Below are 17,915 nucleotides of genomic sequence, written 5' to 3' on the forward strand. Positions count from 1 at the left end.
GGGTCTCCGTGGAGCGCTGGAGGAGCGGTTTCGCCGCGCGCGAGCCATTCCTCGTTGACGCTTCGGCTATGGCATGCCGAAGGAGGGCGGGGGGTGACTGTAGGGGTTGCGGCGGGGGCGCCGGTGGGGGTCGATGTGCGGGGGCGGGATGTAGGAGGGGTGGCCATCGTCCTCCACGGTGATCTGCCACTTGTCGTGGTGGACCTGGCGGTGGTGCGGACCGCAGAGGAGGACGAGGTTGGGGAGGGCCGTCGGACCTCCGTGCGTCCAGTGCCGAATATGGTGCGCGTCACACCACTGCGGTGGGGTGTCGCATCCGGGATAGGTGCACCCATGGTCGCGCGCGGTGAGAGCGCGGCGTAGTTGCGACGGGACGACGCGGCTGGATTGTCCGATGTCGAGAGGCACGCCGTGGGCGTCGAGGATGATTCTGCTGATCTCGGCGTCGCAGGAGAGCCGGGTGAGGACTCCGCGGGGGAGGGGAAGCCCCCAGTCGGTGATGGCGGCGTCGAGGCCGCTCGTGACCAGGGTCTCCCAGGAGACGTGGACGCTGAGGTGAGGGCGGACGCCTCCGCTGGTGGGTACGGCGGCGGCGGTCAGGGCTCGGGCGACGAGTTCGATCAGTGCGTCGGCGCGGCGGCGGGCGGGGCTGCGGACGTCGGGGGTGCCGTCCGCGGCGGGGCGGGGTGCGGAGAGCCGGTCGAGGGCGGTGCGCAGGAGCGCGGCGCCCTCCGCGTCGAGCTCCCCACTGACCAGGGTGGTGCCCTCAGGCGTGTCGATGAGGGAGAGCCGGCGGATGGCGGCGGGGTCGGGGGAGGGCCGTTGGTCCTCGTCGCCGTGTCCCAGTCCGCACGTCCCGTTGCCGTCGGTGCCGGTGTCGGTGTCGGTGTCCGCCTCGGCCGAGGCGTCGCTCTGGTTGTCGCCCCCGCCGTCGTCGCCCTTGGCGTGGCTGCCGGGGGAACTGGGGTTGTCGTCGTCCGAGGGGTCGCCGGGGCGGCCGCGATGGTTGTCAGCGTCCGGATCGCCGCCGGGGGACGTGTCGACGCGGGTGAGGTGCTCGCGGATACGGGCGGCGAGTTTGACCAGCGCGTAGGCATCGAAGGCTCGGGCGTTGTGAAGCAGGGTCTGTTCGGCGCGGGTCCGCTCGTCGGGGGTGACGTCCTTCGGAAGGGCGGCGAGGGCGGCGCGGATGACATGCGCGTGCTCGACGGTGATCTCTCCGTCGGCGAGTGCCTCCCCGGTGGCCTGGCAGGGGCCGTCGGCGACGGCCTGGGCCAGCGAGACCTGCCGCCGGGCCTCGCGGCCGGTCAGGGCCAGCCGGTCGCGAAGAAGACTGCCGATGTCGGTGGCCCCGAGGCGGGGAGCCAGATTCCGGTCGACAGCCTCGGTGATCAACCGGTTGTTGACGGCGGCCACCGGCCCGCCCAGCCGGCCGATACCCTCCAGCAGCGCGTCGAGGTCGCCGTCGGACAGTTTCCAGGCGGCGTCGGTGAGCAGGCCCTCGATCTGTTCGCAGATCACCGCCAACCGGCTCGCCATATCCCCCGCACGCGAATCGGGCGCGGACGGCCTGGGCAGGCCCCCGCCGGGTGGTTCGGGGGGACCGAGAAGGTCGCACGGATCGAGGGGTTCGGGTGGGTCGGGAGGATGCGCTGTGGGGCTGGAACTCTCGCCGCTCGGCGCGTGAATGACCATGGACCGAAAGTAGGGCGGGAACCTCGGACTGTCGAACGCATGTTTGAATCTGTGGATAGTTGAGGCAGGCCCGCCGGGCTGTGGACAAGGCGGTCGTGAGCCCTGGACGGGAGCCCTGGGTCGACGGGAACACGTCCCGCCCGCTCGCGCGGGGTACGGTGCTGGACTCGACCTCGCCGGGAGGCTCCGGCCCCCGACAGACGAGTGGGCGCCAGGGGGTGCGCTAGCAGACGGGCTGGTATGGGACGTCCGAGATGTAACGCCGCCACTCCGCGGCACTGATCTCCTTCGACGGGTCGGCGCAGGCGGCGGCGATCAGGCTGGCGTCGTCGACGCGGCTGATCCGGACGGTGTAGTCGTCACTCGCGGTGGCGATGCCGGAGCCGTCCGGTGTCCAGTCGACGGCCTGGATCCAGTCGCCGTGCCCGTTGATCGTGCCGATGGACGGTGGGCGGCCGGGGCCGCTGACGTCCCACAGGTGCACGGTCGTGTCCCAGCCGGCGGTGGCCAGCGTCCGGCCGTCCGGGCTGAAGGCCAGGTCGAAGACCCACTTCTCGTCAGCGGGGAACGATGCCACGGCCTTGGGGCGGGACGGATCGGCGATGTCCCACAGCCGTGCCGTGCCGTCGTACCCGCCGGTGGCCAGCCGCCGACCGTCCGGGCTGAACGCCACCGTCCAGACGTAGTCCGTGTGCGCTGTGATGGCGGCGAGCGGACGCGGGTGACGTGGATCGGCGACGTCCCACAGCCGAGCGGTGCGATCCGCGCTGGCGGTTGCCAGCAGACGTCCGTCGGGGCTGAAGGCGACCTCGTTGACCCAGCTGGTGTGCCGGTCGAGCACCGACAGCTCGCGGGGACGGCGCGGATCGGTGACGTCCCACAACCGCGCCGTGTTGTCGTAGCCGGAGGTGGCGAGGATCCGGCCGTCCGGGCTGAACGCGGCGTCGAGCACCCAGCCGTCATGGCCGAGGATGACAGACAGCTGGACGGGGTGGCGCGGATCGCTGACGTCCCACAGGATGGCCGACCGGTCGTAGCTGACCGTCGCCAGCAGCCGGTTGTCCGGGCTGAACGCGGCGTCGAGGACCCAGGAGTGGTGCGCGTTGAGGGTCGCGAGCCGCTCCGGATGCGCGCGGTCGGCGATGCTCCACAGCGCAACGAGGTCGTCGGCACCGGTGGAGGCGAGCAGCCGGCCGTTCGGGCTGATGTCGACACCGAGCGCGGACGCGGTATGGCCGGGCAGCACAGTCGCCGTCGCCGACGCGAACGACGTGCGCAGCGCGGCCCGTGCCTCGCGCACCGGGCTGATCCGGTAGGCGGCCAGCGACAGCCGGGCGGCCAGGTCGGCGTCGGAGTTGCGCACCGCCTCCGCGGCGAGTGCCACTCGCGCCGCCGTCTCCTGCCGGCTGGGTCGCACGTCGCCACCGGACGTCAGCGCGAGTGGGACGAGCGCGGTGATGAGCAGCACCGCGAGCACCGGGGCGGCGAGCAGCGCGACACGCCGCCGGCTCCACCGCCGGTGTGGTCGCGTCGCTGGTTCAGTCGGGGCGGGTCCGACGCCCACCGCGGTTCCCCCGGAGCCATCGCCCCCGGCGGCGGCGCCCAGCGTGCCGGGCATGGCGAACCCGGCGGGATCGGCGAAGCCGGTGCGATCGGCGGGCCCGGCGGGATGGGCGAGCCTCGGTGAGTCGGCGAACCTCTCTGAGCCGGCGATTCCCGCGGAGTCGGTGAACCTGGCCGAGTCGGCGATTCGGGCGGAGTGGGCGGAGTGGACGGATCGTGCTGACTCGGCGGATCGCGTGGGATCGGCGAATCCGGCGCTGCCGGCGGAATCCGGCCAGGCCGCGGGTCCAGCCGCGTCGTGGGCGACCTCGCGGCCGGTGCCGCTCGCCTGGCCGGCGCCGGCGCCGGCGCTGGGTCGGGGGCCGGTGCGCGTGGCGTATCCGCCGCCCACACCATCGACGTCACCTGAGCCACTGCCGTGATCTGGGCTGGAACCGGTGCCGCCGGTGTGGGGTCGCCCGGCGGCGCCGGGCCCGGACTGGACGGCTGCCTGACCGGCGTCCGGGCCGGGCCACGCCCGCGCGTGCGGGCGTGGGGTTCCGCTGGCGCGATCCCCGGGAGCCGGGGCGGCACCGGTGGACGCGGCCCGCCCGGGTCTACCCGGGTCGCTCGGCCCTGCGCCGGTGTCGGTGCGCTGAGGTGGCGTCGCGATCGGGACCGACGAGTGCAGGACGCGGGTGAGATCCGGATCGGGATGCGTCGACGGCCCCATCCCCACCAGCCGCAGGAACAGCTCCTGCGCGCTCGGCCGGGCGGCCGGGTCCTTGCGCATCGCCTCCTCGACGATCGGGCGCAGCGCCGGATCCAGCCCGTCGAGCAGCGGCTCCCGGTGCACGACCCGGTAAAGCTGCACCGGCGTCGGGCCGTCACCGAACGGGAACGAACCGGTGCCCGCGTAGGTGACGAGCCCGCCCCAGGCGAACACATCCGCAGCCGCCGTGACCGGCTCGCCGTTGGCCTGCTCGGGGGCCATGAACGCCGGCGTCCCGATCCTCTGGATCTCCTGGCTGAGCATCGTCTGGGCGTCCAGTGCCCGCGCGATCCCGAAGTCGATCACCCGGGGACCGAGGGACGACAGCAGCACGTTCGACGGCTTGAGGTCCCGGTGCACCATGCCCGCGCCGTGGATGGAGGTCAGCGCCGCCGCGACGCTCACCGCCAGGCGTTCCAGGTCGGCCGAGCGCAGCGGGCCCTCCGTGGCCACGCTCTGGGCGAGGGTGAGTCCGTCAATGTACTCGGTGACCAGGTAGGGCAGGCCGTCGGGCGGGTCGACGACATCGAGGACCTCGGCCGTGCAGAACCGGGCGACACGGCGGGCGATGTCCGCCTCCCGCCGAAACCGGGCCCGGAACTCGGACACCCGCGCCAGATCCGGCCGGATGACCTTGGCCGCGACGAGTCGGCCCGCGTACCCGGGTGCGTTCGGCCGGCCCCGGCCGAGGAAGACGGTGCCCATGCCGCCCTCGCCGAGCCGGCCCAGCAACTCGACCCGGTCGAGGTCGATCGGATCGTCGCGTTCGAGCGGGGCGATGGGCCCGCCGGGCCCGGTACCGCCGGGCCGGGTACCGCCCGTCGATCCCGACCACCCGACCGGGGTGGTGGGCCCACCCGGACGAGAACGGCCCGCCCAGGGCGGTGAGGTCACCCGGGCGGTGGTGCCGCCGGCACCCGACGGCTCCCCACCGCTGCTGGCCGCCGACGGCTCCCCGCCGCCGGCCCCGGGCTCCACGGGCCCCGGCGGTGCTGGTACCACGCCCGCGGCGACCTGGGCGACGACCTGCGCCACGCCGGCCGCCCCGGTGGGCGCGGGCCCGATGATGCCTGGCGCGGCTCCGGCCGACCCGGAGCCGACACCCGCGGCCGCGGGGTCCGAGGAGGCCGAGCCGGTCGCCTCGGGCGCGCCGGACGGGTTGGGCCTCGCGGTGGACAGGAGGCCGGCAGCGGAGTCGGTGGAGCCGGCCGAGTCGGCGGACGCGATGCTCGGATCGGCAGGCGGATCCGGCTGGGGGGCGGGCGGCGAGGTGGGCGGGGGCGTCATCGCCCGCGCCCTGCCCGTCTCCCGCTTGCGGCGCACGATTCCCCCCGAGCTGAGACGGTCGACCAGGCGGACACCGGACGCACGATCACCATCTCATGGTGCGACGGCCCCGGCGGCTGGCGGCCTCGCGGTCAACCGCCCGGGTCCAGGATCGAGGTAAGTCTGCCGCCACGCGCGGGAGTGCGCATGCTGCGCCGTGGATATCGACGCAATGTCGCCGTTCGCTACTCCGCCGGGTCCGTGGCGGTACCGCCGCCGAGACTGGCGATCGGACGCAGATCGGCGGATCCGCCCGTGCCGCGGGACGCGTCACGCCGCGCGCCCGCCTCCCGCCGCCGCGGGCGGCCGGACCCCAGCGGAGCCTTCCGGAGCTGGCCGGGACGGTCGCCCGACGAGGCGTGTGTCGGCGGGTCGAGTCGCGTCCGCGCCGGCGGGTCGGCGTCCGCGCGCGGCAGGCCGCCCGGCTGTGGGCCCGCGGCACGGACGGCACGCCGACCGCGCCGCGGCGGGCGGCGCTCACCGTCGCCGACGACGAGCACCCACAGGCAGACGCCCAGGGTCGCCACGGCGAGCACGCATACCGCGACGGCCATCGTCACCAGCGCGGATTCGGGCCAGGGGGACCACGCGGCCATGTCGGTCCAGGCGTCCCCGAGATCGCCGCCGGCGGGCCGCCAGAAGCGCGGGAACACCATCATGACCGACCAGACCTGCATGGTGACGGCACCGGCCAGGAACAGCAGGGGCATCAGCCGCGACAGGTAGCGACCGGTGGTGGCCGCGCCCATCCCGACCCCGATCGCGAGCGAGGCGAGCCCGGCGTACAGGTAGCGCCCGGAGATGCCGCTGACGTGGAGGTACTTGTCGAAGTTCTTCGCCGACTGCAGCGTCATCAGCCCGAACAGGCCCCAGGTGACCCACAGCAGGAACAGCAGGTCCACGCGGATGCGCCCGCTGCGGGCCCGGATCAGTGCCAGCGCGAAGAAGGTGATGACCAGGGCGGTCCCGGTGCGCACCGGGACGGTCGTCAGATTGACCTCGAACCAGCCGAACGAGCCCCACCAGCGCAGGATCGTCCCGTTGATGAGCAGTTCGGTGTAGGCACCCCAGTCGTCGCCGAGGTACTGGCCGAGCGGGAAGCCGGGGGTCTCCGGCTGGAAGGCTCCCCAGCGTACGACGTTGACCACCCACCACCAGCCGCCGAGCGCCAGCATGATGGCACCGCCGAGCGCGACGGGCCGCCACGGGACGCGCAGCGCGGCCGCGGACGGACCGGCCGGGCCGACGTCGGCGAGCCGGAACGGGCTGTTCCCCTCGTCCTCGCCACCCCCCGCGGCGCCGTTGCTCGTTCCGCCGAGGCCCGTGAGGCCGCCACCAGCACCCCTGGTGCGGCTGGTGCCGCCGACGGCAGCGGCGGTGCTCGACGTGGCGGAGGTGGTGGAAGCGCCGGCGGCTCGGCGCAGCCGGCGGGCGTCGCGTCGGGCCCGGGACCAGGCGACGAGGTACGCCAGCACCGCCATCGGCACCAGCACGATCGCCAGGGACTTCGTCATCAGCGCGAGGCCGAGGAAGGCGCCGGTCCACGCCGCCGTGCGCAGGGAGGTGTCGCCGCGCAGCACGTAGACGATCGCCACGGTGGCCAGGCCCGCGGTCAGGACGAGCAGGTTGTCGTTGTTGACGCTCGACCCGATGTGGGAGAGCTCGGGGATGGCGAGTGGGACGAGCGCGGCGCAGATGCCCGCGACCCGGTTGCCGTCGGACAGGCGATGCGCGCCGGCCCAGGCCAGCAGCGGCAGCGGCGCGACCATCGCCACGCTGACCAGGCGCAGGATGCCGATGATCTCATCCCAGCGCAGGTGGGTGCCGCCGTCCGGGATCGCCTCGAGGATGACCGCGTTGACCCAGTAGTACAGCGGCGGGTGCTGGACGAGCTGCTGGACATCGCCCGGCGGGTTCCGTCTCTTCTCCAGAGTCTGCCAGCTGGGCCGCTCGTCGCGGTCGGGCGCCCGCGCGGCGGTGAACGGGCCGGCGGACAGGTCCCGCGGCTGCTGGGCGGAGCCGTAGGGTGCGGACATGATCGCGCCGACGCCGCCGTTGGTGACCGTGGCATGGCCGGGATGCGGCCAGCCGCGCCCCTCGACGAGGCGCATGACGGCGTCGACGTGGTTCGGTTCGTCCGGTGCGTGGTACTGCGGCATCATCACCGACCAGCTGGTCAGCACCGCGGTGAACAGCAGCGTGATCACCCAGACGGCGGCTGGCGCGGAGCGCACGATGCGCCATGGCCGGAACCGGGCCATCACCGGCGGCACGGCCGCTCCGGTGGCAAGACCAGCCGAGGCCCGACCAGCCGTGGTCGGTTCGGATGGAGCCTGCCCCACTGTGGCTGGTTCGGGCGGGGCCGGAGCAACCGCAGCCGGGTCGGACGAGGCTCGCCCCGCCGTGGCCGGGCCGGCCGAGCTCAGGCCGGACGGGGCCGGACTGGCGGGACTGGCGGGACTGGCGGGACTGGCGGGAGCTTGACCGGCGAGAGCGGGGCGGTCCGCCGCGTTCGGTTCGGCCGACGCGGACGATGCGGCCGCCGCGCCGGATTCGACGGAGTCACCCAAGTCAGCACAGTCCCATCGGACGAAGGTGCTGTCATGTTACGGACACCCCCCGCCTGTTGACGGTGGGGGTGCCCGCGCAGGTCAGCGCCAGGAGTCGATGTGGCCGACGACCTTGGCGGGCGAGCCGGCGACCACGGCCTTCGGGGGCACGTCCCGGGTCACGACCGAGCCCGCCGCGACCACCGCGCTCTCCCCGACGGTGACGCCCTTGAGCACGATCGAGCCCGTGCCGATCCACGCCCGGTCCTCGAGGATGATCGGACCGCTCATCGGCTGTTCGACACCGTCGACGACCATCGGGTGGAAGTCGTTGTCGAGCAGCTGAGTGTTCCACGAGACGTTGCAGTAGGCGCCGATCGACACCCGCTCCCGGACGAGGATCTTGGCGAAACCGTTGACGTTCGCCCCGGGCGCGAGTTCCAGCACGCCGGAGTCGACAACCACCCGTACCCCCCGCTGCAGCGAGACGACGCCCTCGCAGCGCAGCCGGCCCTCGGGATGCACCCGGATGATCGACGTGTCCCGCTTCGTCGACAGCCCGAACGCGCCCATCCCGACCCGCAGCGCCGCGCCGTCGGTGAACTCGATGCGCTCCCGGCCCTCGATGACGGTCGGCGAGCCGATCCAGATCGGCTGCCGGTGTGCCAGCGGGTAGCGCAGCCCGGCGACGAAAGCGCGGGCCGAGGTCTCCCGGGCGGCCCGCAGCGCCCGGACGTGCCGGACGTACTCCCGTAGATCACTTCTGAACGCAGCCACCACCAAACAGTAGGCGCAGGTGTGGCCCGGCCCGTGGCCGGCACCGGTCCGCGTCCCGGCGTCCCGGCGGCCCGGCCCGCGCCTTGCCCACCTTGCCCGCCTCGGCCGGTGGCGTGCCCGACCGGGCCCGCACGCGCACGCACACCCGGTGATGGCGTGTCGTGCCTGGTAGCCCGGCCGATCGGGCGCCTGGACGGACCGGTCGTCGTCCGACCGGGCGGGGCGTGCCACCCTAGAACAGCAGGTCCGTGGGGACGGACCGCACGACCACCGCCACGGGCCGGCGATCGGAGTGGGGACGACGTCGGGCCACCGAAGCAGCGGCGGCAGCGTCGCCCATGCGGCGACCACCGCCGGGAACGGACCACCGCCGTCGAACGACGACCGGCGGGAACGACGACCGGGAGCCACACCGACGTGAGTGTCAGCGCCATCCACACACCCGAGCAGCCCCAGAGCGGCACCCCGACGCAGCCGGCGACGGGCGACGGCCGTGCCGAGGCCGGGCCCGACGTCCCGTACGTCACCATCGTGCTGCCCTGTTACAACGAGCAGGACCATGTCGTGCGCGAGCTGGAGCGCATCTCGGCCGCGATGGACGTCAGCGGGTACGCCTACGAGATCCTCGCGATCGACGACAAGTCGACCGACAGCACCCTGGCCGTCCTGCGCGACGCGGCCCCCCGCTTCCCGCGGATGCGGATCATGCCGTTCCGCCGCAACGGCGGCTCGGGTACCGCGCGGCGGATCGGTACCCAGGAGGCCCGCGGCAAGATCGTGGTCTGGACCGACGCGGACATGACCTACCCGAACGAGCGGATCCCCGAGTTCGTCCGCTACCTCGACGACAACCTCGACGTCGACCAGGTCGTCGGGGCCCGGCTCACCGAGGAGGGCACCCACAAGTGGGCCCGGGTGCCGGCCAAGTGGCTGATCCGGATGATCGCGCAGCGGCTGTCCGGCATGAAGATCCCCGACCTGAACTCGGGCCTGCGCGCCTTCCGCCGGGAGGTCTCCCTGCCGTACCTGCGGCTGCTGCCGCCCGGGTTCAGCTGCGTCACGACGATCACGATGTCGTTCCTGTCGAACCAGCACCCGGTCGACTACCTCCCGATCGACTACGCCAAGCGGGCCGGGACGTCGAAGTTCCACCCGTTCCGGGACGCGCGGCGCTACATCCTGCAGGTCCTGCGGATGGTGATGTACTTCGACCCGCTCAAGGTGCTCATGCCGCTGGCCCTGTGGATCATGGGGTTGGGCTTCGTCAAGCTGATCGTCGACCTGGTCCGCTACGACTTCCACGTGGCGACGTCGACGTTGCTCGCGATCCTCGTCGGCTTCCAGATCGTCGTGCTCGCCCTGATCGGCGACCTTGTCGCGCGCTCGCGCAGCGACACCTGAGGCGCCCGCGGATGCGTGTCGCGATCGTCGGCCCGACCCACCCCTACAAGGGCGGCATCGCCCAGCACACCACCGAACTCGCCCACCGGCTGGCCGCTCTCGGCCACGAGGTGGTGATCGAGTCCTGGTCGGACCAGTACCCGGCCCGGCTCTACCCGGGTGTGCAGCGGGTGAGCGAGCCCGAGATGGAGCCGTACGCGCCGACCCGCTATCCGCTGTCCTGGCGGCGCCCCGACGGCTGGGTGCGGCTCGGCCGGCGGCTGCGGCGTACGGTGGACGCGGTGGTGCTGGTCGTCGTCACGCCGGTGCAGGCGCCGGCGTACCTGTCGATCCTGTCCGCGCTGCGCGCTGGTCGCGGTGCCCGGCCGCGGGTGCTGGCGCTCTGCCACAACGTGCTGCCGCACGAGCGGCGGGCGGTGGACGAGCCGCTGACGCGGGCGGTGCTGCGGCGGGTGGACGCGGTGCTGGTGCACACCCCGGCGCAGGCGGAGCTCGCGGGCCGGCTCACACCGGTGCCCGTCACCGTCGCCGAGATGGCCCCACACCTGTGGACCGCGCCGAGCATGACCACCACCGGTGCGGTCGACGCGGACGGTGCCGGGACGCGCCGGCGGCTGCTGTTCTTCGGCCTGGTCCGGCCGTACAAGGGACTGGACGTGCTGCTGCGCGCGCTGGCTCGCGGGCCGGCGGAGGTGGGCCTCACCGTGGCCGGGGAGTTCTGGGGGGACGAGGCGGCCACCGTCAGCCTGATCGACGAGCTCGGTCTGCGCGCGCGGGTGGACCTGCGGGCCGGCTACGTGGCCGCCGCCGACGTGCCCGCCCTGTTCGCCGCCGCCGACGCGCTGGTGCTGCCGTACCGGGCGGGGACGGCGTCGCAGAACGTCGACCTCGCCCGTCTGCACGGCCTGCCGGTCGTCGCGACCACCGTGGGAACGCTCGCCACCTCCGTCCGCGACGGCGTCGACGGGCTGCTCGTGCCGCCGGACGACGCCGCCGCCCTCGCCGCCGCCCTGCGCCGCCTCTACGAGCCGGGCGTGCTGGCCGACCTGCGGGCGAAGGTGGCGCCACCGGACGTGCACGGCACCTGGCAGCGGTACCTGGACGTCACACTCGCCGCGCTGGCGGGCAGACTGGCGGTCAGCACCAGCGCGAACAGCGAACCTGCGGGAACGGCCGCACCTGCGGGAACGGCCGCACCAGCAGGAATGGCCGAGTCGGCGGGAACCGTCGCACCAGCGGGAACGCCCGCGTCCGCGGGGACGGCCGGGTCGGCAGGAACCGTGAGCACCAGTGAGGCCAGTCAGTATCAGCGGGAACGGAAGGCGGATCGGTGAGCCCCGTACGTGACGATGCCCTCGCCTTCGTGGGACACCAGATCCACGTGATGCGCCGCCGCGAGGTCGGCACGCTGCTGTCGTGGGCCGGCGAGCTCACCGGGCGCACCCTGCTCGACGTCGCCGGCGGCGACGGCTACTGGGCCGGCCAGGCGGCCCGGCGCGGCGCCCGCGCCGTCTGCCTGGACCTCGCCCGGCACAAGCTGGAGTTCGGCCGGCGGCTGCGCGGCCATCCCGGTCTCGTCGAGGGCGACGCGCTGGCGCTGCCGTTCGCGGACACCAGCTTCGACGTGGTCATGTCCGTGTGCGCGATCGAGCACTTCGACGACGGCCCGGCCGCCCTCGCCGAGATGGCCCGGGTGCTGCGCCCCGGGGGCGACCTGGTGATGTCCGCGGACGCGCTGACCCGCGCCGGCAGCTGGCCGGACCTGTTCGACCGGCACCGGGAGCGCTACCACGTCAAGCACACCTACCCGGGTGAGCGGCTCGCCGAGCTGCTCGACAAGGCGGGCCTCGACGTCATCCGGCAGTCCTACATGTTCCGCGGCGAGCGGGCCGAGCGGCTGTACCTGACGTTGTCCGCCCGCGGCGGCCGGGCCGGCTGGAACGCGGCGGCGGTGCTCTCCCCGGCGATCGCGCTGGCCGACCGGCGCGCGCCCGAGGGCAGCGGGGGCAGCGTCGTGCTGACCCATGCCCGCAAGCGGGGGAGCTGAGCGCGGATGGCTGCCAGACAGCGCCCGTCCCGGCCCGCCGACGGCCCGCGCCGCACCCCGCCGGGCGGCGCCGCCCGCCCGCCTCGCCCCGGCACCTCTCCCGGCACGGGAACCCCGTCCCGCCCCGGCGCCGCGGCTGGCTCCGGGCCGCCGCCGCGCACCGGGCCGCCACCGCCGCCGACCTCCCGACTGGCGCAGCGGGTGGTCGCCGTCCTGCTCACGGTGCTGCTGTTCGGGCTGATCGTGTTCGGTGCGGGCGCGGGGTTCGCCACCTTCACCGATCGCTGGGTGGGGTACGCCGTCGGTGGCCTGTTCTGCGTGGTCATGGTGGGCGCCGGGATCTGGTCCAGCCGCCGCTGACCGACCCACCGCTGCCGTGTGTCCCGCCGCTGTCTGCCCGGTGCCCCGCCTCCGCAGGTCGCCGCGGCTGCCTGGCCGGTGCTCTGCCCGCGCAGGTCGCGGCCGTGGTGAGGACGGCTGCGGTACCCCGCACGCGGGGCGCGGCGGGGCAGGGGCAGACTGTGAACCGTGCGTGTGGGCTTTCTGGTCGAGCAGCTGCTCGCGCCGGTACCGGGTGGTACCGGCCGGTACAGTGCCGAGCTCGCCGCCGCCCTGGCCCGGCTCGCCGAGCCCGGTGACTCCGTCGCCGGCTGGTGCGCCGCGCATCGCCGGTTCGAGGAGGCGGCGCTGCCCGGGGTCCTCGGGCCGATGCGCCTCGCCCTGCCGCGCCGGGCGCTGGCGGCGAGCTGGTCGCGTGGTGTGGGTCCCGCGCCGCGGTCCGTCGACCTGATCCACGCCCCGACCCTGCTCGTTCCCCCGGCGGGGGGCACCAGCGGTCAGCTGACCAGGAAACTGAGCCAGCGGCTGCGGGGCGAGCCCGGCCGGTCCGGCGGCGGTTCCGGTCGCTCGGGCGGATCCCCCCGAGCCGCCGGGGGGCGTCTGGGGGCCGGGCGGCCGCGGCCGCCGCTGTCGGCGTGGGCCAGCGCCACGGTGGCCCCGGCGCTCGCGGACGCCCTCGACCGGCGCCGCCCGCGCCCGAGACTCGTCGTCACGATCCACGACGCGGTGCCGTGGACGCATCCCGAGACGCTCACCCCGCACGGCGCGCGCTGGCACCGGCAGATGGGCGAGCGCGCCGTCCGGCTGGCCGACGCGATCGTCGTCCCGACCTTGGCGGTCGCCGCCGAGGTGGCCCGCCACCTGCCCATCCCTCCGCAGCGGCTGCACGCGATCGGGGAGGGCGTGGCAGAGGCGGTGACGCGGGTGCCGCCCGACGCCGACGCCCGGGCCGCGCGCCTGGGCCTGCCGCCACCCGGCGGCTACCTGCTCACCCTGGCCACGCTGGAGCCCCGTAAGGGGCTGGACACGGCGCTCGCCGCGCTGTGCCGCCCGGACGATCCGGGCCTGCCGCTTGTCCATGTCGGTGCCACCGGCTGGGGCGGGCTCGACGTGCGTACCGAGGCGACGCGCCGTGGGCTGGATCCCGCCCGCGTCCGCACCCTTGGGCGCATCAGTGACGAGGATCTCGCGGTGGTGCTCTCGCGGGCGGCGGTGCTGCTCGCGCCGAGCCGGTCGGAGGGTTTCGGGCTGCCCGTGGTGGAGGCGATGGCGCACGGGGTACCGGTGGTCGTGTCGGACGCGCCGGCGCTGGTCGAGGTCGCGGGCGATGCCGCGCTCGTCGCGGGGGTCGGCGATGCCGCGGCGCTGGCGGCGGCGGTGGCCCGGATCGTGGGTGATCCGGACCTGCGCGGGCGGTTGTCGGATGCCGGACGCGCCCGCGCCCGGATGTTTACCTGGAATGCGGCAGCGGAGGCGACGTGGGCGCTCTACCGTCGAGTCAGCGGTTCCCCTGCCGTGTCCGTCGCCGACGACGGGCGGGCGTAGTGTTGCCCCCGTTGAGAAGCAAGCGGTCAGCGTGAAGCGAGCGGCCACCCCTGGTGGGGTGGCGCGTCAGGGAAGGAGCGCCGTGGGACCCCGGGTGCTCGTCGACGCGACTTCGGTCCCGGCGGACCGTGGTGGCGTGGGGCGTTATGTCGACGGGCTGGTCGCGGCGCTGGGCGCGGCCGGTGCGGACATGGCGCTCGTCTGCCAACGGTCAGACGAGGAACGTTACAGCCGGATGGCTCCGCATGCCACCGTTCTGTCCGGACCGGCGGCGATCGCCCACCGGCCGGCGCGGCTGGCGTGGGAGCAGACCGGTCTGCCGCTGGTCGCGGAGCAGGTGAACGCGGCCGTCATCCACTCACCGCACTACACGATGCCGCTGCGGGCGGCACAGCCGGTGTGCGTGACCATCCACGACGTCACGTTCTTCACCGAGCCGGACATGCACACGGCGGTGAAGGGGACGTTCTTCCGCTCGGCGATGCGCACGGCGGTGCGCCGGGCGGCCCGGATCATCGTCCCGTCGAAGGCGACCCGTGACGAGCTCGTCCGGGTGCTCGACGCCGAGTCGACGACCACCGACGTCGCCTACCACGGTGTCGACACGTCGACCTTCCACCCGCCGACCGCGGAGGACAAGCAGCGGGTGCGCCGCCGCCTCGGCCTCGGGGACTCGCGCTACGTGGCCTTCCTCGGGATGCTCGAGCCGCGCAAGAACGTGCCGAACCTGATCCGCGGCTGGGCGGAGGCGGTGCACTGGCGGGACGAGCCGCCCGCGCTGGTCCTGGCCGGCGGCTCCGGCTGGGACGACGACGTCGACGCGGCCGTCGCCTCGGTGCCGAGCCACCTGCGCGTGATCCGTCCCGGCTACCTGCGCTTCTCCGACCTGCCCGGCTACCTGGGCGGGGCGACTCTGGTGGCCTACCCGTCGCATGGCGAGGGCTTCGGCCTGCCGGTGCTGGAGGCGATGGCCTGCGCGGCTCCGGTGCTGACGACGCCGCGGCTGTCGCTGCCGGAGGTCGGCGGCGACGCCGTCGCCTACACCCAGCCGGACGCGGACTCCATCGCCCGGGAGATGGGCACCCTGCTCGACGACGCCGACCGGCGGGACGCTCTCGGTCAGGCGGGCCTCGCCCGCGCCCGCGAGTTCACCTGGGCGGCGAGCGCCGAGGCCCACCTGGCGAGCTACGCCCGCGCGGTCGCCGAGCGCTGAGCGGTCCGCCGCCGCCCTGCCCGTCGGCCGTGTTCCGCGGCGGCCCCCTGCCCATCGGGGGCCGACGGGCGGTCGGTGATGGGCGGGCGCGCGGCGGAGTCCTCGGGGCACCCGGGGGGCGGACCGTCGGAAAGCGCGCGCTACGGTCTCCATCGGTGCGGATGCCGCGGTGTCACCGGGGCGGCGCGGGCCGTGGGGTTGCGGGGCCGTGGAAGGGCGGTAGGCGAGGACATGGGTGTGGAGCCGGAGATCCGGGTCGTGGTCGTGACCTTCCGATCCGGAGAGATCATCGGCGACTTTCTCGACTCGCTCGCCAAGGCGACGACCCGGCCCTACGAGGTCGTCGTCGTGGACAACTCGCCCAAGCTCGACGCCGGCACCGCCGCGGTCGAGCGACGGCCCGAGGCGCGGCTGCTGCGTCCGGGGCGCAATCTCGGCTACGGCAGTGCCGTCAACCGCGGCGCCGCCGGAGCCCGGGCGCCGTGGCTGGTGTTCTCCAACGCCGACATCGCCTTCGTGCCCGGCGCACTCGACGATCTGGTCGCCGCCGCGGGCCGCTGGCCGGGTGGCGGTGCGTTCGGCCCCGGGATCACCAATCCGGACGGCGCGCTCTACCCGTCGGCGCGGGACCTGCCGTCGCTGGGCCGCGGGATCGGGCACGCGCTGCTCGGCTGGTGCTGGCCGACGAATCCGTGGACCGCGTCCTACCGGCGCGAGCGCGGCGCGCCGCGGGAGATGACCGCCGGCTGGCTGTCGGGTTCCTGCCAGCTGCTGCGCCGGGAGGCGTTCGAAGCGGTGGGCGGCTTCGACGAGTCGTACTTCATGTTCATGGAGGACGTCGACCTCGGCCGCCGGCTTGGGCTCGCGTCCTGGTCGTCGGTGTACGTGCCGGCCGCGGTGGTGGAGCATCTCGGCGGGCACTCGACGAAGCGGTCGTCGCGGCGGATGGTGCTCGCCCATCACCGCAGCATGTTCCGGTATCTGTCCCGGCAGTACCCGGGGCCGTCCCGGGCCCCGCTGCGGGCGCTGCTCGGTGTGGGACTGGCCGCGCGGCTGCTGGTGACCCTCGCGTTCGCCAAGGACAGCGCCGGAGCGCGGGCCACCCGTTCCGCCCGCCTGCTGCCCGCCCGCGGCAGGGCCACGGACGATGCGGCGACGGGCGGCACGACATCGGGTGGCGCCCCCGGCAGCCCGGCGACCCCCGTCAGCCCGGCGACCCCCGGCGTCACGGCGACCCCCGGCGGCACGGCCGGCCCGGGCGCGGCTGTCAGCGGTACGGCCGTCAGTGGTACCGCGGTGGATTCCTAGTGGTCTTCCTGATGGCTCGGGGCGGCGGCCTATCGGGCTTCTGCCGGACATCTGACGGTCCGTCCAGGGTTCATCGGCGGAGGAAACGGGCTTCCGGTTACTGTGCCGGAGCGCCTGGAGTACTCGCTTCGGTGGTCGTCTGGCCGCGTAGAGTAATTGGTCCATGGCGGCCCGTTGGTGGTGTGGTCTTGGTGCCCATCCGTCTCCAAGGGCTACCCCGTGCTCTGCGACACTGACGCCCCATGGACGCAGTGATGCTTGTCGGCGGTCAGGGGACCCGTCTACGACCGCTCACGATGTCGGCTCCCAAACCGATGTTGCCGGTCGCCGGAGTGCCGGTCACCGCGCACATGCTCGCGCGAGCCCGGGACGCCGGCATCGCGCGGGTGGTCCTGGCCACCTCCTACCGGGCCGAGGTCTTCGAGGAGTACTTCGGCGACGGCTCGGCGCACGGGCTGGAGCTCGAGTACGTCACCGAGACAGAACCGCTGGGCACCGGCGGCGCGATCCGCAACGTCGTCGAGCGGCTGCGCGGCGGCCCGGACGACCCGGTCGTCATCTTCAACGGTGACATCCTGTCCGGCCTCGACATCCCGGCGTTGGTCCGCCGGCACTCCGAGGCGGACGCCGCCGTCACCCTGCACCTGACGGAGGTTGTCGACCCGCGCGCCTTCGGCGTGGTCCCGACGGACGCCGACGGCAGGGTCACGGCCTTCCTGGAGAAGACACCCGACCCGCCCACCAACCTGATCAACGCGGGCTGCTACGTGTTCCGCCGCTCGGTGATCGACATGATTCCCGCGGGCCGGCCGGTGTCGGTCGAGCGGGAGACCTTCCCGGGCCTGCTGGCGGCCGGTACGCCGGTGATGGGCTATCCGGACAGCACCTACTGGCTCGACCTCGGCACCCCGGCGGCGTTCGTCCAGGGCAGCCGGGACCTGGTGACCGGGCGGATGGCTTCCTCGGCGCTGCCCGGCCCGGTCGGTGACTGCCTGGTCCTGCCCGGGGCGGCCGTCGCCGCCGACGCCAAGATCGGCGGCGGGGCGACCGTCGGGGCAGGCGCCCGGGTGGGTGCCGGCGCCGCCGTCGACGGCGCGGTGCTCTTCGACGGCGCGGTCGTTGAGGCCGGTGCCACCGTGCGGGACAGCGTGATCGGCCGGGGGGCCGTGATCGGCGCCGGAGTCCTGCTCGACGGCGTGGTCATCGGCGACGGCGCGATCATCGAGCGGGATAACGAGCTGCGGGCCGGGGCCCGGGTGTTCCCCGGCGCCGTTCTCGCCGCCGGCGCGGTCCGGTTCAGTTCCGACCGCACCTGACCCCACCCGACATCCCCCCTGACCATCCCGGCGCGTCCCGGTCGGGCGGCCACCGCGCCGCCCGACCAGGGCGCGCCCGCCCATC

The 17,915-nt window shown here is 74.3% G+C and carries 11 protein-coding genes and 1 pseudogene; 8 read left to right on the top strand and 4 right to left on the bottom strand.

Annotated elements, in window-relative coordinates; genetic code table 11:
• Window positions 1-66: 66 nt before the first annotated feature.
• The 4 genes from AC6EXY_RS03200 to AC6EXY_RS03215 form a co-directional block, all read right to left on the bottom strand.
• Entirely contained in the window at window positions 67-1,539 is a 1,473-nt protein-coding gene (locus tag AC6EXY_RS03200) for an HNH endonuclease signature motif containing protein (RefSeq protein ID WP_499816658.1), read from the bottom strand.
• 379 nt (window positions 1,540-1,918) lie between these two features.
• Window positions 1,919-5,296: a WD40 repeat domain-containing serine/threonine protein kinase gene (locus tag AC6EXY_RS03205; RefSeq protein ID WP_499816659.1), complete on the bottom strand. Its 3,378-nt coding sequence runs from the start codon at window positions 5,294-5,296 to the stop codon at window positions 1,919-1,921.
• A 224-nt stretch (window positions 5,297-5,520) separates the two neighbouring features.
• On the bottom strand, window positions 5,521-7,608 hold the full coding sequence (locus tag AC6EXY_RS03210; protein ID WP_243408079.1) for a glycosyltransferase family 39 protein: 2,088 nt from the start codon (window positions 7,606-7,608) through the stop codon (window positions 5,521-5,523).
• 378 nt (window positions 7,609-7,986) lie between these two features.
• Complete coding sequence (locus AC6EXY_RS03215; protein WP_101835507.1) at window positions 7,987-8,661, bottom strand: acyltransferase; 675 nt, start codon at window positions 8,659-8,661, stop codon at window positions 7,987-7,989.
• 417 nt (window positions 8,662-9,078) lie between these two features.
• On the opposite strand from AC6EXY_RS03215, the gene AC6EXY_RS03220 reads away from it, so the two are divergent.
• The 8 genes and pseudogenes from AC6EXY_RS03220 (at window position 9,079) to manB (ending at window position 17,830) form a co-directional block, all read left to right on the top strand.
• Window positions 9,079-10,062 carry a glycosyltransferase family 2 protein gene (locus tag AC6EXY_RS03220; protein WP_101835505.1) on the top strand — a complete coding sequence of 328 codons (984 nt, stop codon included), beginning with the start codon at window positions 9,079-9,081 and terminating at the stop codon, window positions 10,060-10,062.
• An 11-nt stretch (window positions 10,063-10,073) separates the two neighbouring features.
• Window positions 10,074-11,396: a glycosyltransferase family 4 protein gene (locus AC6EXY_RS03225; RefSeq protein ID WP_423748167.1), complete on the top strand. Its 1,323-nt coding sequence runs from the start codon at window positions 10,074-10,076 to the stop codon at window positions 11,394-11,396.
• Complete coding sequence (locus tag AC6EXY_RS03230; RefSeq protein ID WP_101835503.1) at window positions 11,393-12,109, top strand: class I SAM-dependent methyltransferase; 717 nt, start codon at window positions 11,393-11,395, stop codon at window positions 12,107-12,109. Before AC6EXY_RS03225 ends, AC6EXY_RS03230 begins: the two co-directional genes overlap by 4 nt.
• 6 nt (window positions 12,110-12,115) lie before the next feature.
• Window positions 12,116-12,469, top strand: coding sequence for a hypothetical protein (locus AC6EXY_RS03235; RefSeq protein ID WP_101835501.1), 354 nt, complete (start codon window positions 12,116-12,118; stop codon window positions 12,467-12,469).
• Between the two features lie 168 nt (window positions 12,470-12,637).
• On the top strand, window positions 12,638-13,993 hold the full coding sequence (locus AC6EXY_RS03240; RefSeq protein ID WP_207770571.1) for a glycosyltransferase family 4 protein: 1,356 nt from the start codon (window positions 12,638-12,640) through the stop codon (window positions 13,991-13,993).
• Window positions 13,994-14,075: 82 nt separating this feature from the next.
• A complete protein-coding gene (locus AC6EXY_RS03245; RefSeq protein ID WP_101835499.1) occupies window positions 14,076-15,206 on the top strand; it encodes a glycosyltransferase family 4 protein in 1,131 nt (376 codons plus the stop codon).
• A 231-nt stretch (window positions 15,207-15,437) separates the two neighbouring features.
• A pseudogene (locus tag AC6EXY_RS03250) lies at window positions 15,438-16,343 on the top strand (glycosyltransferase family 2 protein); the annotation flags it as partial.
• Between the two features lie 425 nt (window positions 16,344-16,768).
• Window positions 16,769-17,830, top strand: a complete 1,062-nt coding sequence (gene manB, locus AC6EXY_RS03255; protein WP_499816679.1) for a mannose-1-phosphate guanylyltransferase — start codon at window positions 16,769-16,771, stop codon at window positions 17,828-17,830.
• The last annotated feature ends 85 nt before the right edge of the window (window positions 17,831-17,915 follow it).

Source organism: Frankia sp. RB5 (genome assembly GCF_059816245.1).

Bases quoted from the DNA above. Each gene is read 5' to 3' on its own strand.
- AC6EXY_RS03225 (WP_423748167.1), top strand. From the start codon at position 10,074: ATGCGTGTCGCGATCGTCGGCCCGACCCACCCCTACAAGGGCGGCATC.
- AC6EXY_RS03200 (WP_499816658.1), bottom strand. From the start codon at position 1,539: ATGGCGAGCCGGTTGGCGGTGATCTGCGAACAGATCGAGGGCCTGCTC.
- AC6EXY_RS03205 (WP_499816659.1), bottom strand. From the start codon at position 5,296: ATGACGCCCCCGCCCACCTCGCCGCCCGCCCCCCAGCCGGATCCGCCT.
- manB (WP_499816679.1), top strand. From the start codon at position 16,769: ATGCTTGTCGGCGGTCAGGGGACCCGTCTACGACCGCTCACGATGTCG.
- AC6EXY_RS03235 (WP_101835501.1), top strand. From the start codon at position 12,116: ATGGCTGCCAGACAGCGCCCGTCCCGGCCCGCCGACGGCCCGCGCCGC.